The 16,607-nt window shown below is 61.8% G+C and carries 17 protein-coding genes and 1 riboswitch; of the genes, 12 read left to right on the top strand and 5 right to left on the bottom strand.

Annotated features, from left to right (window positions below; all coding sequences use genetic code 11):
• Positions 1-15: 15 nt before the first annotated feature.
• Complete coding sequence (locus FPT15_RS04955) at positions 16-561, top strand: DUF2058 domain-containing protein (protein ID WP_014719402.1); 546 nt, start codon at positions 16-18, stop codon at positions 559-561.
• A 134-nt stretch (positions 562-695) separates the two neighbouring features.
• On the opposite strand, the gene FPT15_RS04950 is transcribed toward FPT15_RS04955, so the two are convergent.
• From FPT15_RS04950 to purM, 4 genes are all read right to left on the bottom strand, one after another.
• Complete coding sequence (locus FPT15_RS04950; RefSeq protein WP_145158967.1) at positions 696-884, bottom strand: hypothetical protein; 189 nt, start codon at positions 882-884, stop codon at positions 696-698.
• Positions 885-1,263: 379 nt separating this feature from the next.
• Positions 1,264-1,977: a DUF3108 domain-containing protein gene (locus FPT15_RS04945; protein WP_106576404.1), complete on the bottom strand. Its 714-nt coding sequence runs from the start codon at positions 1,975-1,977 to the stop codon at positions 1,264-1,266.
• A gap of 8 nt (positions 1,978-1,985) precedes the next feature.
• On the bottom strand, positions 1,986-2,636 hold the full coding sequence (gene purN / locus FPT15_RS04940; protein ID WP_145158965.1) for a phosphoribosylglycinamide formyltransferase: 651 nt from the start codon (positions 2,634-2,636) through the stop codon (positions 1,986-1,988).
• Entirely contained in the window at positions 2,636-3,694 is a 1,059-nt protein-coding gene (gene purM, locus FPT15_RS04935; RefSeq protein ID WP_145158963.1) for a phosphoribosylformylglycinamidine cyclo-ligase, read from the bottom strand. The genes purN and purM overlap by 1 nt, the downstream gene beginning before the upstream one ends.
• Positions 3,695-4,049: 355 nt before the next feature.
• Between purM and FPT15_RS04930 the strand changes: the two genes are divergently transcribed.
• The 5 genes from FPT15_RS04930 (at position 4,050) to FPT15_RS04910 (ending at position 8,642) form a co-directional block, all read left to right on the top strand.
• Complete coding sequence (locus FPT15_RS04930) at positions 4,050-5,090, top strand: DUF2066 domain-containing protein (RefSeq protein WP_145158961.1); 1,041 nt, start codon at positions 4,050-4,052, stop codon at positions 5,088-5,090.
• Positions 5,091-5,132: 42 nt separating this feature from the next.
• A complete protein-coding gene (locus FPT15_RS04925) occupies positions 5,133-6,206 on the top strand; it encodes an AI-2E family transporter (RefSeq protein WP_145158959.1) in 1,074 nt (357 codons plus the stop codon).
• A 203-nt stretch (positions 6,207-6,409) separates the two neighbouring features.
• Positions 6,410-7,114: a DnaA regulatory inactivator Hda gene (gene hda / locus FPT15_RS04920; protein WP_017134884.1), complete on the top strand. Its 705-nt coding sequence runs from the start codon at positions 6,410-6,412 to the stop codon at positions 7,112-7,114.
• 213 nt (positions 7,115-7,327) lie between these two features.
• Entirely contained in the window at positions 7,328-7,957 is a 630-nt protein-coding gene (locus FPT15_RS04915) for a C40 family peptidase (RefSeq protein WP_106576408.1), read from the top strand.
• 145 nt (positions 7,958-8,102) lie between these two features.
• Entirely contained in the window at positions 8,103-8,642 is a 540-nt protein-coding gene (locus FPT15_RS04910; protein ID WP_145158957.1) for a C40 family peptidase, read from the top strand.
• A gap of 73 nt (positions 8,643-8,715) precedes the next feature.
• Here FPT15_RS04910 and FPT15_RS04905 read toward each other — a convergent pair whose 3' ends face one another.
• Positions 8,716-10,029, bottom strand: a complete 1,314-nt coding sequence (locus tag FPT15_RS04905) for a sorbosone dehydrogenase family protein (protein ID WP_145158955.1) — start codon at positions 10,027-10,029, stop codon at positions 8,716-8,718.
• A gap of 99 nt (positions 10,030-10,128) precedes the next feature.
• Positions 10,129-10,379, top strand: a riboswitch (cobalamin riboswitch).
• Positions 10,380-10,458: 79 nt separating this feature from the next.
• On the opposite strand from FPT15_RS04905, the gene cobO reads away from it, so the two are divergent.
• The 6 genes from cobO to FPT15_RS04875 are packed head-to-tail and all read left to right on the top strand — an operon-like array spanning position 10,459 to position 16,440.
• Entirely contained in the window at positions 10,459-11,070 is a 612-nt protein-coding gene (cobO, locus tag FPT15_RS04900) for a cob(I)yrinic acid a,c-diamide adenosyltransferase (protein WP_145158953.1), read from the top strand.
• Positions 11,067-12,458, top strand: a complete 1,392-nt coding sequence (locus tag FPT15_RS04895) for a cobyrinate a,c-diamide synthase (RefSeq protein ID WP_145158951.1) — start codon at positions 11,067-11,069, stop codon at positions 12,456-12,458. The genes cobO and FPT15_RS04895 overlap by 4 nt, the downstream gene beginning before the upstream one ends.
• Complete coding sequence (bluB, locus tag FPT15_RS04890) at positions 12,455-13,105, top strand: 5,6-dimethylbenzimidazole synthase (RefSeq protein ID WP_145158949.1); 651 nt, start codon at positions 12,455-12,457, stop codon at positions 13,103-13,105. Before FPT15_RS04895 ends, bluB begins: the two co-directional genes overlap by 4 nt.
• On the top strand, positions 13,102-14,010 hold the full coding sequence (gene cbiB / locus FPT15_RS04885) for an adenosylcobinamide-phosphate synthase CbiB (protein WP_145158947.1): 909 nt from the start codon (positions 13,102-13,104) through the stop codon (positions 14,008-14,010). Before bluB ends, cbiB begins: the two co-directional genes overlap by 4 nt.
• Complete coding sequence (gene cobD, locus FPT15_RS04880; protein WP_145158945.1) at positions 14,003-14,992, top strand: threonine-phosphate decarboxylase CobD; 990 nt, start codon at positions 14,003-14,005, stop codon at positions 14,990-14,992. Before cbiB ends, cobD begins: the two co-directional genes overlap by 8 nt.
• Entirely contained in the window at positions 14,989-16,440 is a 1,452-nt protein-coding gene (locus tag FPT15_RS04875) for a cobyric acid synthase (protein ID WP_145158943.1), read from the top strand. The genes cobD and FPT15_RS04875 overlap by 4 nt, the downstream gene beginning before the upstream one ends.
• Positions 16,441-16,607: the final 167 nt, after the last annotated feature.

Raw genomic sequence — 16,607 nt, 5'->3', positions numbered from 1 at the left:
AAGTGAGTAAGCACCATGAGCCTTTCCCTTCGCGACCAGTTGCTTAAAGCAGGTCTGGTCAACCAAAAGCAGGCCAAGCAGGTCGGCAAAGAGAAACAGAAGCAGCAGCGCCTGGTCCACAAGGGTCAAGCCGAAGTGGACGACACCCAGGCACGCCTGGCCGCCGAGGCGCACGCCGAGAAGGTCAAGCGCGACCAGGAGCTGAACCGCCAGCAGCAGGAAAAAGCCGAGGCCAAGGCCCGTACGGCCCAGGTCAAACAATTGATCGAGACCTCGCGCCTGCCCAAGCTGACCACCGAGGACTACTACAACTTCGTGGATGACAAGAAGGTCAAGCGCCTGTCGGTCAACACGCTGATGCGCAACAAGCTGAGCAACGGCTCCCTGGCAATCGTGCACCATGGCGGCGGTTACGAGGTGATCCCGCGTGAGGCGGCGCTGAAGATTCAGGAGCGTGCGCCGGAGCGTATCGTGCAGCTCAATATCCTCACCGAAAGCCAGGTGCCGGATGAGGACGATCCATACGCCGCGTACCAGATCCCGGATGATCTGATGTGGTAAGGCGTTAAAACAATCGGGCGTGCCAGGCGCGCCCAACGCCAAAGCCTATAAACACAAACCCCGCTCAAAAGGCGGGGTTTGTGTTTATAGGCACCCTGGCTGCGTGGGGCTGGGGGCCTAGCGGATTTCAGTATTCAGGAGCTTTGTGCCTGGCGTTTCATCTCTAGAGATTCGAGCTCGTTTTTATAATTGTGGGCTTCGTTCTCGTTGTGGAACATGCCGACCAGTTGGTCTTGTTGGTGGACATCCCAGATGTGAATCCCATGGCCCAGTGCTTCGTGAGACATGTGTGCATCGTCGCGTTCAGTTACTTTTACAGTCATCTGCTTGCTCCAATCTCTGGTTGATCTGCGGCAAGTCGTCGCAGGCCTCTTTTATATGTTTTGTTAGCTTGCTAAGTAAACCGATTTTGCACGCAACAATTCATTGCACAAATTGCAACTATCCCGCAGGCCCCGTAATCCGCGACATTGCGTCGCAGGGGCCTGGGTTTTATGACAAAAGTTTCATGTTCTTCTTAGGCTTTAGCCTTGTTCTGCCCGCGCCAAAGCCATCGCAGGCAAGCCAGCTCCCACCGTTGAAATGCATTCCAGTGTGGGAGCTGGCTTGCCTGCGATAGCGGTAGAAGCTCCAACACACACAACCTGCAGGCGAAAAAAAGCCCCGCATTCAGCGAGGCCCGTTTTTCAGCTCATCAGCCGATCAGCTCCCTTTGACAGCCTTGCCGTCAACGGTGCCGTCCAGCAGCATGATGTTGTATTCCTTGCCGTCGGTTTCCACCTGACGCAGGGCAACCAGGATGCCGCCCCAGTCCTTGGCAAACCACATCTGGGTGATGCGCTTGCTCTGGGAAGGGTCGCGCACGCGCTCAACCTTGATCGCATCAATGGCGCCGGCTTTGGTCTGGACCTTTTCCGGGCCGATCACGCGAAAGTCATAAGTATCGACGTCGGTGCCTTCGACCACGCGGTAGCTCATGCTTTTCTTGCCGGCGGCGACGTCGCGCTGCAGGGCAAGCTGATAAGTCGATTTGTCGAGCATGCCACTTTCGAGCGTGACGTTGACCGGGTCCTTGTTTTCGAAGCCGGTGACCTTGTTGGCCGCGTGGTCGAAATCCAGGTTGATCTTCTTCGCCTTGCCCAGGCCGCCGCGTTCGAAGCTGTAGCTCTTGGGTTGCAGTGCGTCCTTGTCGAACAGGATCACGCTGGTTTCGGTGAGGCTGGCGATCATCATGGAAGCCTTGAAGTTCAAGGTCCAGGTGCCATTGTCATTCTTGGTCAGGCTGCGTTCGGCCGAACCACTCATGGGCAACTGTTTCCAGTCGGCGGTGTAGCTGGCGGAGAAAGGGTGAAGGTCTGCTGCTTGCACGGCAGGCAAGGCGAACAGCGCAAAAGCGAAGAGCAAGGCGCGACGCATAAAATCTCCTAGGTTCGAATCAAGTGGCCGCTGGCCGCAAGTAATTGGCCGTCCAATAATGCACCGTGATCGCCAAGAATCAACCGCCCCTCGGCAAACCAGCGAACAGCCAGCGGGTAAATCCTGTGTTCCTGGGTGTGAACCCGTTGCGCAAGTGTCTGCGCTGAATCTGCAGACTCTACCGGAACCACTGCCTGTACGACCAGAGGGCCGCCATCGAGTTCCTCGGTCACAAAGTGCACGCTGCAGCCGTGCTCGCTGTCGCCAGCCTCGAGCGCACGCTGGTGCGTGTGCATGCCTTTGTACTTGGGGAGCAGGGAAGGGTGGATATTGAGCAGGCGCCCTTCGTAGTGCCGCACGAAATTGGCGCTCAGAATGCGCATGAAGCCGGCGAGGACCACGAGTTTGGGGTTGAAGGCGTCGATCAGTTCGATCAAGGCGCTGTCGAAGGCCTCGCGGCCTTCGAAAGCCTTGTGATCCAGGGAGCGGGTTTCAATGCCCGCGTCCCTGGCGCGTTGCAGGCCGTAGGCGTCGCTGCGATTGGAGATCACCGCAGCGATGCGCACCGGGCTGTCGCCGGTGCGCGTGCTGTCGATCAGGGCCTGCAAGTTACTGCCGGTGCCGGAAAGCAGCACCACGACATCACAGGTCTGAGACATCAATGAGCCTTGAGGTTCTTCAGTTCAACCTGAGCTGCGCCTTCCGGGGCAGTTGCGATCTGGCCGATGACCCATGGCTGCTCGCCCGCTTCACGCAGAACGTTCAGCGCCGCTTCAACATGCTCTTGAGCCACGCAGATGACCATGCCGACGCCGCAGTTCAGCACGCGGTGCATTTCGGTCTCGTTGACGTTGCCTTTCTCTTGCAGCCAGTCGAATACCGCAGGACGCTGCCAGCTGGCCACGTCGACAATCGCCTGGGCGCCTTTTGGCAGGACGCGCGGGATGTTGTCCAGCAGGCCGCCGCCGGTGATGTGGGCCATGGCTTTGACGGCGCCAGTGTCCTTGATCAGCTTGAGCAGTGGTTTGACGTAGATGCGTGTCGGGGCCATCAGCAGGTCGGTCAGCGGCTTGCCGTCGAGTTGGATGTTCTCGATGTCGGCGCCGGACACTTCGATGATCTTGCGGATCAGCGAGTAGCCGTTGGAGTGCGGGCCCGAGGATGGCAGCGCGAGCAGGGCGTCACCGGCAGCGACTTTGGAGCCGTCGATGATTTCGGATTTTTCGACAACGCCGACGCAGAAACCGGCCAGGTCGTAGTCTTCGCCTTCGTACATGCCTGGCATTTCAGCGGTTTCGCCGCCGACCAGGGAGCAACCCGACAGTTCGCAGCCCGCGCCAATGCCGGTCACGACCTGGGTCGCAGTCTCGACATTGAGCTTGCCGGTGGCGTAGTAGTCGAGGAAGAACAGTGGCTCGGCGCCGCACACCACCAGGTCGTTGACGCACATGGCAACCAGGTCAATGCCGATGCTGTCGTGCTTGTTCAGGTTCAAGGCCAGGCGCAGCTTGGTGCCCACACCGTCGGTGCCGGAGACCAGCACAGGCTGTTTGTAGCCGGCCGGGATTTCGCAGAGGGCGCCAAAACCGCCCAGGCCGCCCATGACTTCGGGGCGCGCAGTGCGCTTGGCGACGCTCTTGATGCGTTCGACCAATGCTTCACCGGCGTCGATGTCTACACCGGCGTCCTTGTAGCTCAGGGAGGGTTGCTTGCTCATGATCCAGGCCTTTAGGGGGGATTTCTGGGTAACGACCGAGCTGGCGAAGGCTTTCGTGAAGAGGCCCAGCCGTTGACGGTCTGCGAAGGCGCGCGATTTTATCAGGCTTGAGGGGCAGCGGCCATCCTCGGGCCGACGGGCAGGGCCATAAAGGTTAAAAAGCGCGGTTAAAAAATTGCTAATCGTCTCTGTGGTGGCGCGTATTAAGGTATAGCCTTTAACCCGCTATCGTTATGACAGTACGAAAACTTACCGCGACCCTGTGAATGTTTTACCGGCTGCTGTGGTCACAGCCTGGCAAGCCGGGTTCACGCGGTCTGTTCCAGCCGCTAAATTTGTCGTTCAGGAATCTTCCATGCGTCTGTGTAAATTCTTCTTTGTAGGCTGCTTGTCGTTGGTCAACCTGGCGAGTCATGCCGAAACCCTCAATGGCCTGTATCAAGTGCTTGAACCGGTTAGCAGCCAGTCGCCCCAAGAGCGCGACCAAGCGACCCAGCGAGCCGTGCAAACCCTGGTGATCCGCCTGACCGGCGACGCCAAGGCCGCCGAAGGCCCGGGCCTGGCGGCAATTCGCAAAGATCCGCAGCAAATCATCAGCCAGTATGGCTACGACGCTGGCCCACCCGAGAGCCTGCAGGTGGATTTCGACCCGGTGAGCACCGATCGCGCCCTGCGTGCAGCGGGCCTGTCGATCTGGGGCAGTAATCGGCCGTCGATTCTCGGCTGGTGGCTGAACGACTCCACCGAAGGCAGCAGCCTGGTGGGTGATGGTCAAGCCGTTGCCGGTGCCCTGCGCCGTGCCGCGCAACACCGGGGTTTGCCGTTGCGCCTGCCGTTGGGTGATCTGGATGAACAGGTCGTCGCCACTGCGCCGAATCTGGAAAGCGCCGATGCCACGCCACTGCGTGCAGCCTCCGAGCGCTACGGGGCCGACGCGTTGCTCGCGGTGCACGCTCGTCAGGAAGGCAATCAGTGGCAGGCCAAATGGCGCCTGTGGCTGGGCGATAAAACTGAGCAGGGCACGGCCCAAGGCGCCGACACCGCTGCCGTGGCCGACGCCGTATTGCTCGCTGTCAGCCAAAAGCTGGCGCCACGTTTTGCGGTCAAGCCCGGCGTGAGCAGTGAGCAATTGCTCGAAGTGCAGGGCATGAACCTGGAACGCTACGCTGCACTGGGCCATCTGCTCGAACCTTTTGGTGGTCAGCCGCAGTTGGTCGACGGCACTCGCATTGTTTACCGCGTCAACGGCAGTACTGATCAGCTGCGTACCCAGTTGAGCCTGGCCAAGTTGCAGGAAGTGCCTGCGGGCGAAGCTGCTGTTCAGCCGCCGGTGGCAGAGGGTGCCCAGGCACCCGCAGCACCTGAACCTCAGGCTCAGCTGCGTTTTCGGTGGTAAGTGTTCTTCCTCTATAGATAGAAGCAAATAATGGAGTGGTTTATGGCGGATACGCGTCGTTGGGTGTGGCTTGGCGGGATTGTCCTGCTGTGCGTTTTTGTGTTCTTGCTGCATTCGATCCTGACGCCGTTCCTGGTTGCGCTGCTGCTGGCTTACCTGTTCGATCCCGTGGTGGATCGCCTGGAGAGGGCCGGCCTGTCGCGCACCTTGGGTGTGGTAGCGGTGTTTGCCTTGTTCACGTTGATCATCACCGCGCTGGTATTGGTGCTGGTGCCGATGCTGGCCAAGCAGCTGTTTCGCCTGTATGAACTGGCGCCGCAGATGCTTGACTGGTTGCAGCACACGGCAATGCCGTGGGCGCAGGCCAAGCTGGGGCTGGCGGACGGTTTCTGGAAGTTCGACAAGGTCAAGGCGGCGATCAGTGAGCACATGGGGCAGACCACCGATATTGTCGGTGTCGTGCTCAGTCAGGCCACGGCGTCCAGTTTGGCGTTGATCGGCTGGTTGACCAACCTGGTGCTGATCCCGGTGGTGGCGTTCTACCTGCTGCGTGACTGGGACATCATGATGGCCAAGATCCGCGGCCTGCTGCCGCGCAACAACGAGGAGCGCATCGTCTCGCTGGCGGAAGAGTGCCATGAGGTGCTCGGCGCGTTTGTGCGGGGCCAGTTGCTGGTGATGCTCGCGCTGGGGATCATCTACGCCGCGGGGTTGATGGCGATCGGCTTGGAGCTGGGCCTGTTGATCGGCTTGATTGCCGGTCTGGCTGCCATCGTGCCGTACATGGGCTTTGTGATCGGGATTGGCGCGGCGCTGGTGGCGGGGTTGTTCCAGTTTGGCGGCGACCTGTACCCGATGCTGGGGATTGTTGCGGTGTTTATGGTCGGCCAGGCCCTTGAAGGGATGGTGTTGACGCCCTTGCTGGTGGGCGACCGGATCGGCCTGCACCCGGTGGCGGTGATCTTCGCGATCCTGGCTGGCGGTGAGCTGTTTGGTTTTACGGGCATCCTGTTGGCGCTGCCGGTGGCGGCGGTGATCATGGTGCTGGTGCGCCATGTGCATGATCTGTACAAGGATTCGGATGTGTACACCGGGGTTGAAGACCCCGACCTGTAACCGCTTCGTCACAAACCCGGCCCAGGCCGGGTTTGTTGTTTCTACGGGCAGGGCGTCAAACAATTTGCGCAAATCGCCCAAGTTAACGCAAACCTTTGATTTTGCTTGTGGTCTGCTGCATTGTGCGCCCGGCGTCACGGGTATAAACTTTGCAAACTTTACACAGAGGCCACTAACGGTTCGTTTGGAGCCGTTCAGTCAGCATGAAACCGATTCAGCTGCCCTTGGGTGTGCGTCTGCGTGACGACGCCACCTTTATCAATTACTACCCAGGCGCCAATGCCGCTGCACTCGGCTATGTCGAGCGGCTTTGCGAAGCCGACGCCGGGTGGACTGAAAGCCTGATCTATCTGTGGGGCAAGCACGGCGTGGGGCGTACCCACCTGTTGCAGGCGGCGTGCCTGCGCTTCGAGCAAATGGGCGAACCGGCGGTTTACCTGCCGTTGGCGGAGTTGATGGACCGTGGTATCGGCATCTTCGACCATCTGGAGCAATACGAACTGGTATGCCTGGATGATCTGCAGGCGATTGCCGGCAAGGCGGATTGGGAAGAGGCGCTGTTCCACCTGTTCAATCGGCTGCGTGACAGCGGCCGGCGCCTGTTGATCGCCGCGTCTACCTCGCCGCGTGAATTGCCGGTGAAGCTGGCCGACCTCAAGTCGCGCCTGACCCTGGCGCTGATTTTCCAGATGCGCCCATTGTCCGACGAGGACAAATTGCGTGCTCTGCAATTGCGTGCATCCCGTCGCGGCCTGCACCTTACCGACGAAGTCGGGCATTTTATTCTCACTCGCGGCACCCGCAGCATGAGTGCATTGTTCGATTTGCTCGAACAGCTCGATCAGGCCTCGTTGCAGGCCCAGCGCAAGCTGACCATACCCTTCCTCAAGGAAACCCTCGGCTGGTAGCCAGCCCTTGTAGTGCGCGGCTTTCGGCAAATTTCAGGCGCCAGAAAACCTGCGTTTGGGCCGCTTTGGCCACGCAAAAGGCGTGTAATGGGTGTTAAGCGGTTAGATGTCATCGTTCAAACAAGAAGTCACATAGATCACGATTGAATTTGCAAATCGATGTGATAGTGGGCATAGTCTCGACTTCTTTACATACCAGCCACGGTCGTGCCCATGCTAAATCGCTTCGCACCCCTCGTGCCTCTCGCACTCGTTACCCTGTTGTTTGGTTGCGCCACCCACACTCAAAACGTGGCTGAGCAGCAAAAACCAGCACAACAGTCCCAGGCAAAATTCGTTGCAACGCAGTCTTCCACTGTTTACGAGGAAGAAGTTGCAACTGAAAAAGAACTCGCCGACTTCGCCGGCAGCAAGCCTTACCAGCTTCCAGTTCTGGCCGACAGCATTCTTGAACGCGGCATGTCCCTGATCGGTACCCGTTACCGTTTCGGCGGTACCTCTGAAGCCGGTTTCGACTGCAGCGGCTTCATCGGCTACCTGTTTCGTGAAGAAGCCGGCATGAACCTGCCTCGCTCGACCCGCGAAATGATCAACGTGGATGCACCGTTGGTCGCACGCAATAACCTCAAGCCCGGTGATCTGCTTTTCTTTAGTACGGCGGGCCGTGGTCGTGTGAGTCACGCCGGTATCTACTTGGGCGATAACCAGTTTATTCACTCCAGCAGCCGTCGCAGTGGTGGTGTGCGCGTCGACAACCTGGGTGACAGCTACTGGAGCAAAACCTTCATCGAAGCCAAGCGCGCACTCGCCATGGCCCCGACGACGGTTACCGCTAGTAAGTAAAGTTAAAGTGATACTTGAAGTTTGACGTGTAAGCGCTAGAATCCCTGGATATTGTTGTAATCCGTTCGCGCGAGCTTTGCTTGCGCGTTCTGGTTTTCAGCGTTCGGCAGCGAAAAGCCGCATCCAGACCAGGATTGTTCTGCCCATGTCGACCTCAGCCCGCCTCATTCTTCTTGTTTGCGCCGCGCTCCTCAGCGCCTGCGCAAGCCGTCCACCGCCGCCCGCTCCTGTAGCGGTCAAGCCCAAGCCGGTGTTCAATTACTCCACGCAGAATTTCTCGCCGGCAGCCGAAGACGTGCTCTTTCGTGCGCTGGGCCTGGTCGGCACACCTTATCGCTGGGGCGGCAACACGCCGGACTCCGGGTTTGATTGCAGCGGCCTGATCGGGTTTGTCTACCGTGACGCCGCGGGCATCAGCCTGCCGCGCACCACCCGTGAATTGATCGTGATGCGTGCCCAGGACGTGAGCGAAAATAACCTGCAGACCGGCGACCTGATCTTCTTCGCCACTGGCGGCGGCTCAAAGGTGAGCCACGCGGGCATCTACGTGGGCGAAGGGCGATTCGTGCATGCACCGCAGACCGGCGGCACGGTGAAGCTGGATACGCTGTCCAAAGCCTATTGGCAAAATGCCTACCTGAGCGCCAAGCGCGTGTTGCCGGCGAGTCTGGCGCGTAACCCGTAAGGCGAGTGCAGATCCCATTGTGGGAGCGGGCAAACCCGCTCCCACATTGGTTTTAGGCTGTACCCGGGATCGGCTATTTGACTGCCGAGACCCGCCACACCTTATTCCCCACGTCATCGGCCACCAGCAAATCTCCCTGCTGATCAATCACCACGCCGACCGGTCGGCCCATGGCTTTCTCATCGCTGTTGAGAAACCCGGTCAGCACATCCACCGGCTGGCCTTTGGGTTGGCCGCCTTCGAACGGCACGAAGATCACCTTGTAGCCACTGTGCGGTTTGCGGTTCCACGAACCGTGCTGGCCGATAAACGCGCCGTTGCTGAACTGCGCCGGCAGTTTGCTGCCCTCGGCGAAGGTCAGGCCCAATGATGCGGTGTGCGGCCCCACGGCATAGTCCGGAGCGATGGCCTTGGCGACCAGGTCCAGGTTCTGCGGCGTGACGCGCACATCCACGTGTTGCCCGTAGTAGCTGAATGGCCAGCCATAAAACGCGCCATCTTTGACCGACGTGATGTAGTCCGGCACCAGGTCGCTGCCGATCTCGTCGCGCTCATTCACCGCCGTCCACAGCTTGCCGCTCTGCGGTTCCCAGGCCATGCCGTTGGGGTTGCGCAGGCCGGAGGCGAAAATCCGGTGCTGGCCTGTGGCACGGTCGACTTCCCAGATCGCCGCGCGGCCTTCTTCGGCTGCCAGGCCGTTTTCGCCGACGTTGCTGTTGGAGCCGACACTCACGTACAGCTTGCTGCCGTCCTTGCTGGCCACCACGTTTTTCGTCCAGTGGTGGTTGATGCTGCCGCCCGGCAGGTCAACCACCGTGGTGCCGGCAGCCTTGATCGCGGTTTCGCCCGGTTGATAGGGGAAGCGCAGCAGTTTGTCCGAGTCCGCCACGTACAGGTCGTTGCCGACCAGGGTCATGCCGAACGGCGAGTTGAGGTTCTCCAGGAACACGGTGCGGGTCTCGGCCACGCCATCGTGATCGGCATCGCGCAGCAGGGTGATGCGGTTCGGGCTCGGCACGGCTGCACCGGCGCGCCCCATGACCTTCTCCATCACCCAGCCGCGAATGCCCTTGGCATCATCCGGCTTGGGCGGCGCGTTGGTTTCTGCCACCAGCACGTCGCCGTTGGGCAATACATACAACCAGCGCGGGTGATCCAGGCCGTCTGCAAACGCCGCGACCTGAGTGCCGGCGGCGGCCGTAGGCTTCGCGCCGTCTGGCCAGCCAATCGCCGGGGCAATGTTTACGGTGGGGATCAGGGTTTTGTTCGGCTCCGGCAGCTTGGGCGCAGGCCCGGTGCCGTCGGACACCTGCAGGGTAGAGCTTTCACCGCAGGCGGCGAGGGTGCCTGCGAGCATGATCAGTAAGGCAAGTCTGGTTTTATGCATGGTTTTCTCCTTGATACCTGTAAGGGTAGAGGCGTTTGCCGGTCCGATCGTTCAAGTGCAAGGCCGGCTTTAATTGACGCTCCACCCCCAACCCACTAACCTTCGCGGCTTGTTCCAGGTGCTCTGTGACCTGTGGGTCGACAGAGTGAAACAGGGAAGCCGGTGAGTGAGCGCACTTGTACACAGTGCTGCCGCGATTCCGGCGCTGCCCCCGCAACGGTAAATGAGTCAAAACGGTGCCTTTTGCCACTGTATCCGCGTGATATGGGAAGGCGCGCCGTTGGCCTGCTCGCTCGCTGAGCAAGCGCCACTCATGAGTCCGGAGACCGGCCTGGATCATCCAACAGCATCACGGTGGGCGATGCTTGGCTGTCTGTTTGTCTATTTTCCTGCCCGCCGTTTTTTGTCCAGCCCCAACGGAGAGCTGCCATGACCGATTCCCCCGACCGCGACGAACGCCACCTGGCGCGCATGCTGCGCAAAAAAGCCGTGATCGACGAGCGCATCGCCAACTCGCCGAACGAATGCGGCTTGCTGCTGGTGTTGACCGGCAACGGCAAAGGCAAAAGCAGCTCGGCCTTTGGCATGCTTGCCCGCGCCATGGGCCACGGCATGCAGTGCGGCGTGGTGCAATTCATCAAGGGGCGCAACAGCACCGGCGAGGAGCTGTTCTTCCGCCGCTTCCCCGAGCAAGTGCGCTTTCACGTGATGGGCGAAGGCTTTACCTGGGAAACCCAGGACCGTCAGCGCGACATCGCCGCCGCCGAAGCCGCCTGGGCGGTGTCCCGCGCAATGCTGCAAGACCCTTCCATCGGCCTTGTGGTGCTGGATGAACTGAACATCGCCCTCAAGCACGGCTACCTCGACCTCGACCAGGTACTCAGCGATCTGCAAGCCCGCCCGCCGATGCAGCACGTGGTGGTCACTGGCCGTGGCGCCAAGCCCGAGTTGGTCGAAATGGGCGACACCGTCACCGAAATGGGCATGCTCAAGCACGCGTTCCAGGCCGGTATCAAGGCACAGAAGGGCGTCGAACTTTGAATCAGCCCCGTCATTGCCCGGCCGTACTGATCGCCGCACCGGCATCCGGCCAGGGCAAAACCACCGTCACCGCCGCGCTCGCCCGTTTGCACCGCAACCTGGGGCGCAAGGTGCGCGTGTTCAAATGCGGGCCGGACTTTCTCGACCCGATGATTCACGAGCGCGCCAGCGGTGCGCCGGTGTACCAGTTGGACATGTGGATGGTCGGCGAGCAGGAAAGTCGCCGTTTGCTGTGGGAAGCGGCGGGCGAGGCCGACCTGATCCTGATCGAAGGTGTGATGGGCCTGTTCGACGGCACGCCCTCCAGCGCCGACCTGGCGCGGCACTTTGGTGTGCCGGTGCTGGGCGTGATCGACGGCACCGCCATGGCCCAGACCTTTGGCGCGCTGGCCTTGGGCCTGGCGCGCTATCAGCCGGACCTGCCGTTCGCCGGCGTGCTAGCCAACCGCGTTGGCACCCTGCGCCATGCGCAATTGCTTGAAGGCAGCCTCACTGAAGGCCTGCGCTGGTACGGCGCGTTGTCGCGTGAAACCGGCATCGAGTTGCCCAGCCGCCACCTGGGCCTGGTGCAAGCCAGCGAATTGAATGACCTCGATATGCGCCTGGACGCCGCCGCCCAAGCCCTGGGCAGCAGCTGCGAAGTCGCCGTGCCGCCACCGGTGACGTTTGCCGCGCCCGAAGTGATCGAGGCCGAGCCGCTGCTGGCGGGCGTGCGCATCGCCGTGGCCCGCGACGAAGCCTTTGCGTTTACCTACGGCGCAAGCCTTGACCTGCTGCGTGCGATGGGCGCCGAGTTGCGCTTCTTTTCGCCGATTCACGATAGCCAATTGCCTGAGGCCGACAGCCTCTATCTGCCCGGTGGCTACCCGGAATTGCACCACCAGGCGCTGTCGAAAAACACCTCGATGCTTAACGCCATTCGCGCGCATCACGCGGCGGGCAAACCGTTGCTCGCCGAGTGCGGCGGCATGCTCTACCTGCTGGACTCGCTGACAGATGTCGACGGCAACCGTGCCGAACTGGTTGGCCTGCTGCAGGGCGACGCGGTGATGCAAAAGAAGCTGGCGGCGCTGGCTTTGCAAAGTGTCGAGTTGCCGGAAGGCGTGCTGCGCGGCCATACCTATCACCATTCGCTGACCAGCACCGAGTGGCAGCCGATCGCCCGAGGCTTGAGCCCTAACGGCGGGCGTGGCGCCGAAGCGGTTTACCGGCAGGGGCGGATGACGGCTTCCTACGTGCACTTTTACTTCCCCTCCAACCCGGCGGCGGTGGCTGCATTGTTTGCGCCTGGCCCTGAGACCGCTATCGCGGGCAAGCCCGCTCCCACAACTGACCAAGTTGAAACTCAATCCAATGTGGGAGCGGGCTTGCCCGCGATAGGGCCATGACTGACAACGCCTTCCCCGAAGCCGAACGCCAGGCCGTCTACCGCGCCATCGCCGAACGCCGTGATATGCGCCACTTCACCGGCGGCAGCGTGGCCCCCGAGTTGCTGCAACGCCTGCTCCAGGCCGCACACCAGGCGCCCAGCGTCGGCTTGATGCAACCGTGGCGATTCATCCGCATCAGCGACCGCGCCCTGCGCGGCCAAATCCAGCAACTGGTGGAAGAAGAGCGCGTGCGCACCGCCGAGGCCCTGGGCCAGCGCTCCGACGAATTCATGAAGCTCAAGGTCGAAGGCATCCACGACTGCGCCGAAGTGCTGGTGGCTGCGCTGATGGATGATCGCGAGCGCCACATCTTTGGCCGGCGCACTTTGCCGGAAATGGACATGGCCTCGTTATCCTGTGCAATCCAGAACCTGTGGCTGGCCGCCCGCGTCGAAGGCCTTGGGATGGGCTGGGTTTCGTTGTTCGAACCCCAGGCCCTGGCCGACCTGCTGGGGTTGCCGGCGGGTGCAAAGCCCCTGGCCGTGTTGTGCCTGGGCCCGGTGGCCGAGTTCTACCCGGCACCGATGTTGCAACTCGAAGGCTGGACCGAACCACGGCCGCTGAGTGACATGGTGTATGAGAATGTGTGGGGAGTGAGTCAATGAGTGTGGCCTTGCTGTGTGTCGCTGCGGTGGCGCTGGATGCGCTGCTGGGCGAGCCCAGGCGCTGGCATCCGCTGGTGGCGTTCGGCAACTTTGCCGGGCGCATCGAAAAACGTTTCAACAGCGGCGGCCGCGGGTGGCGCAGCCACGGCGTGACCGCATGGTTTATCGCGGTGGTGCCGCTGACGTTGCTGGCCACCCTGTTGTCGTGGGCGCCGTATATCGGCTGGGTGCTGGAGATTCTGGCGCTGTACATGGCGCTGGGCATGCGCAGCCTTGGCGAGCACGTGATTCCCGTCGCCCAGGCGTTGCGCAGTGGTGACCTGGATGAAGCGCGTAAACGCGTGAGCTACCTCGTCAGCCGTCAGACCAGCGAACTGGACAGCACTGAAGTCGCGCGCGCCGCGACTGAATCGGTGCTCGAGAACGGCAGCGATGCGGTGTTCGCCGCGCTGTTCTGGTTTGTCGTGGCCGGTGTGCCCGGCGTGGTGCTTTATCGCCTGAGCAACACCCTCGATGCCATGTGGGGTTATCGCAACGAGCGCTTTGAGCGTTTCGGCTGGGCGGCGGCAAAAATCGACGATGTGCTCAACTACATTCCTGCGCGTCTGGTGGCGTTGACCTACGCGGTACTCGGCAAAACCCGCCTGGCACTTAAATGTTGGCGCACCCAGGCGCCGACCTGGGACAGCCCCAACGCCGGGCCGGTGATGGCGGCCGGTGCGGGCGCTTTGGGTGTTGAATTGGGCGGCGCGGCGATTTATCACGGCGAGCTGCATCAGCGTGCGCAGTTGGGCGAAGGCACGGCGGCCGATGCCGACGCCATCGACCGTGGCTGGCAACTGGTGCAGCGCGGCGTATGGTTATGGCTGTTGATCCTGTGCGCGGGGGCGCAATTTTATGCTTGAGCACGGTGGCCGGCTGCGCAGGGCAGTGATTCAGTACGGGATTGCCGAGGCGGACTGGCTCGACCTGTCCAGCGGCCTGGCGCCCTGGCCGTGGCCGATTCCCGAGATTCCGCTGCGGGCCTGGGCGCGATTGCCGGAAACCGACGACGGCCTGGAAAAGGCCGCCAGCGAGTACTACGGCGCCGCCCACGTGTTGCCGGTGGCGGGTTCCCAGGCGGCGATCCAGTTGCTGCCGCGCTTGCGCCGCTCCGGCAAGGTCGGCGTGTTGTCGCCGTGTTATGCCGAACACGCCGAAGCCTGGCGCCGTGCCGGTTACGTGGTGCGCGAAGTGCAGGAGCAGGAAGTCGACTTTTTTCTCGACGGCCTCGACGTGCTGGTGGTGGTCAATCCAAATAACCCCACCGGCCTGAGTCTGCCGCCGCAGCGCCTGCTCGACTGGCACTCACGGCTGGCCCAGCGCGGCGGCTGGCTGGTGGTGGACGAAGCGTTTATGGACGTGACCCCGCAATTGAGCCTCGCCAGCCAGGCCCATCAAGTCGGCCTGATTGTGTTGCGCTCATTCGGCAAGTTCTTCGGCCTGGCCGGTGTGCGCCTGGGCTTTGTGCTGGCGGAACGCAAGCTGCTCAAGTTGTTGGCCGAACAGCTCGGCCCGTGGGCAGTCAGTGGGCCGACACGGGTGCTTGGCCAGGTGTGCCTGCGCGATACGGCCGGGCATGCCGAACAGCGTCATCGCTGTATCGAGGCTGGCCAGCGCTTGTTTGCGCTGCTTGAGCGCCACGGCTTTGAGCCTAAGGGCGGTTGCGCGTTGTTCCAATGGCTGATCACCCCACACGCCGAACGCCTGCACGAATTCATGGCCCAGCGCGGCATCCTGCTGCGCCTGTTTGTCCACGACAGCAGCCTGCGCTTCGGTCTGCCCGACACGGAGGCCGATTGGTTGCGACTCGATGAGGCCCTGGCCGCTTACAAGGACGCCGCATGAGTACGTTGATGGTGCAAGGCACCACGTCTGACGCCGGTAAAAGTACGCTGGTGACCGCGCTGTGCCGTTGGCTGGTACGCCAAGGCATTGGCGTGGTGCCGTTCAAACCGCAGAACATGGCGCTCAACAGCGCCGTCACCGCTGAGGGCGGCGAGATCGGCCGCGCCCAGGCCGTGCAGGCCCAGGCCGCCAACCTGGCGCCGCACACCGACATGAACCCGGTGCTGCTCAAGCCCAACAGTGACACCGGCTCCCAAGTGATTATCCATGGCCGTGCCGTGACCAGCATGAACGCCGTGGCCTATCACGACTACAAGGCCATCGCGATGCAGGCGGTGCTCGCCTCCCACGCACGGTTGAGCGAGGCCTACCCTGTGGTGATGGTGGAAGGCGCGGGCTCCCCGGCGGAAATCAACCTGCGTGCCAATGACATTGCCAATATGGGTTTCGCCGAGGCCGTGGATTGCCCGGTGCTGCTGATCGCCGATATCAATCGCGGCGGGGTGTTTGCGCATCTGGTCGGCACCCTCCAATTGCTGTCGCCGACCGAGCAGGCACGGGTCAAAGGCTTCATTATCAATCGCTTTCGCGGTGATATCGCGCTGTTGCAGCCGGGGCTCGATTGGCTCGAAGCGCACACCGGCAAGCCTGTGGTGGGCGTGCTGCCCTACGTGATGGACTTGCACCTGGAAGCCGAAGACGGCATCGACCAGCGCCAGATCGACAAGGCCGCCCAAGTACTCAAAGTGGTGGTGCCGGTGTTGCCGCGCATCAGCAACCACACGGATTTTGACCCGCTGCGTTTGCATCCCCAAGTGGATTTACAGTTTATCGGCCCTGGCCAGGCCATTCCGGCTGCCGACCTGATCATCCTGCCGGGCTCCAAAAGCGTGCGCAGCGATCTGGCTTATTTGCGCGCCAACGGCTGGGACACTGCCGTTGCGCGGCACTTGCGCTATGGCGGCAAGGTGCTGGGGATTTGCGGCGGCCTGCAGATGCTCGGCGAGCAGGTGCATGACCCGCTCGGCCTGGAAGGGTTGGCCGGTTCCAGCGACGCCCTGGGGTTGCTGGCGTTCAGCACGACGCTGGAACAAGAGAAACAATTGCGCAATGTGCGCGGACGGTTGCTGCTGGAAGATGCCGAAGTCAGTGGTTATGAAATCCATGCGGGCGTGACCGCCGGCAGTGCCCTGTCGAACGCCGCCGTGCTGTTGGATGACGGCCGCAGTGACGGTGCCCTGAGTGAAGACGGTCAGATTCTTGGCACGTATCTGCACGGCGTGTTTGAGACCCCGGCGGCGTGCAGTGCGTTACTGCGCTGGGCCGGGCTGCAGGATGTGCAAGAGGTGGATTACCACGCCCTGCGCGAGCGCGATATTGAGCGCCTGGCGGACCTGGTGGAGCACCACCTGGACACCGAACTGTTGCGCAAGCTATGCGGGATCTGACGGTGTACACCCAATCCCCCAGCAGGCGCCGGCCCGCCTGCGATGGCCCCCGGCCAGCCAGCCTCGGTTCAACTGATGCACCTCACCTCAGCAGCGGGAGCGGGCTTACTCGCGAATGGGGTGCTTCAGTGACAAATCGGCTGACTGACACACCGCGTTCACGAGCG

It is taken from the genome of Pseudomonas sp. RGB (genome assembly GCF_007713445.1).
Lineage (GTDB): Bacteria > Pseudomonadota > Gammaproteobacteria > Pseudomonadales > Pseudomonadaceae > Aquipseudomonas.
The sequence above is the reverse complement of the archived record's forward strand: the minus strand, read 5'-3'. Positions and strand labels throughout refer to the sequence as shown.

Excerpts from the sequence above, each read along its gene's own strand:
- bluB (WP_145158949.1), top strand. The coding sequence starts at position 12,455 with ATGACTGACAACGCCTTCCCCGAAGCCGAACGCCAGGCCGTCTACCGC.
- FPT15_RS04875 (WP_145158943.1), top strand. The coding sequence starts at position 14,989 with ATGAGTACGTTGATGGTGCAAGGCACCACGTCTGACGCCGGTAAAAGT.
- cobD (WP_145158945.1), top strand. The coding sequence starts at position 14,003 with ATGCTTGAGCACGGTGGCCGGCTGCGCAGGGCAGTGATTCAGTACGGG.
- FPT15_RS04915 (WP_106576408.1), top strand. The coding sequence starts at position 7,328 with ATGCTAAATCGCTTCGCACCCCTCGTGCCTCTCGCACTCGTTACCCTG.
- FPT15_RS04945 (WP_106576404.1), bottom strand. The coding sequence starts at position 1,977 with ATGCGTCGCGCCTTGCTCTTCGCTTTTGCGCTGTTCGCCTTGCCTGCC.
- FPT15_RS04925 (WP_145158959.1), top strand. The coding sequence starts at position 5,133 with ATGGCGGATACGCGTCGTTGGGTGTGGCTTGGCGGGATTGTCCTGCTG.
- FPT15_RS04955 (WP_014719402.1), top strand. The coding sequence starts at position 16 with ATGAGCCTTTCCCTTCGCGACCAGTTGCTTAAAGCAGGTCTGGTCAAC.
- FPT15_RS04910 (WP_145158957.1), top strand. The coding sequence starts at position 8,103 with ATGTCGACCTCAGCCCGCCTCATTCTTCTTGTTTGCGCCGCGCTCCTC.
- cobO (WP_145158953.1), top strand. The coding sequence starts at position 10,459 with ATGACCGATTCCCCCGACCGCGACGAACGCCACCTGGCGCGCATGCTG.
- FPT15_RS04950 (WP_145158967.1), bottom strand. The coding sequence starts at position 884 with ATGACTGTAAAAGTAACTGAACGCGACGATGCACACATGTCTCACGAA.
- hda (WP_017134884.1), top strand. The coding sequence starts at position 6,410 with ATGAAACCGATTCAGCTGCCCTTGGGTGTGCGTCTGCGTGACGACGCC.
- purM (WP_145158963.1), bottom strand. The coding sequence starts at position 3,694 with ATGAGCAAGCAACCCTCCCTGAGCTACAAGGACGCCGGTGTAGACATC.
- purN (WP_145158965.1), bottom strand. The coding sequence starts at position 2,636 with ATGTCTCAGACCTGTGATGTCGTGGTGCTGCTTTCCGGCACCGGCAGT.
- FPT15_RS04930 (WP_145158961.1), top strand. The coding sequence starts at position 4,050 with ATGCGTCTGTGTAAATTCTTCTTTGTAGGCTGCTTGTCGTTGGTCAAC.
- cbiB (WP_145158947.1), top strand. The coding sequence starts at position 13,102 with ATGAGTGTGGCCTTGCTGTGTGTCGCTGCGGTGGCGCTGGATGCGCTG.
- FPT15_RS04905 (WP_145158955.1), bottom strand. The coding sequence starts at position 10,029 with ATGCATAAAACCAGACTTGCCTTACTGATCATGCTCGCAGGCACCCTC.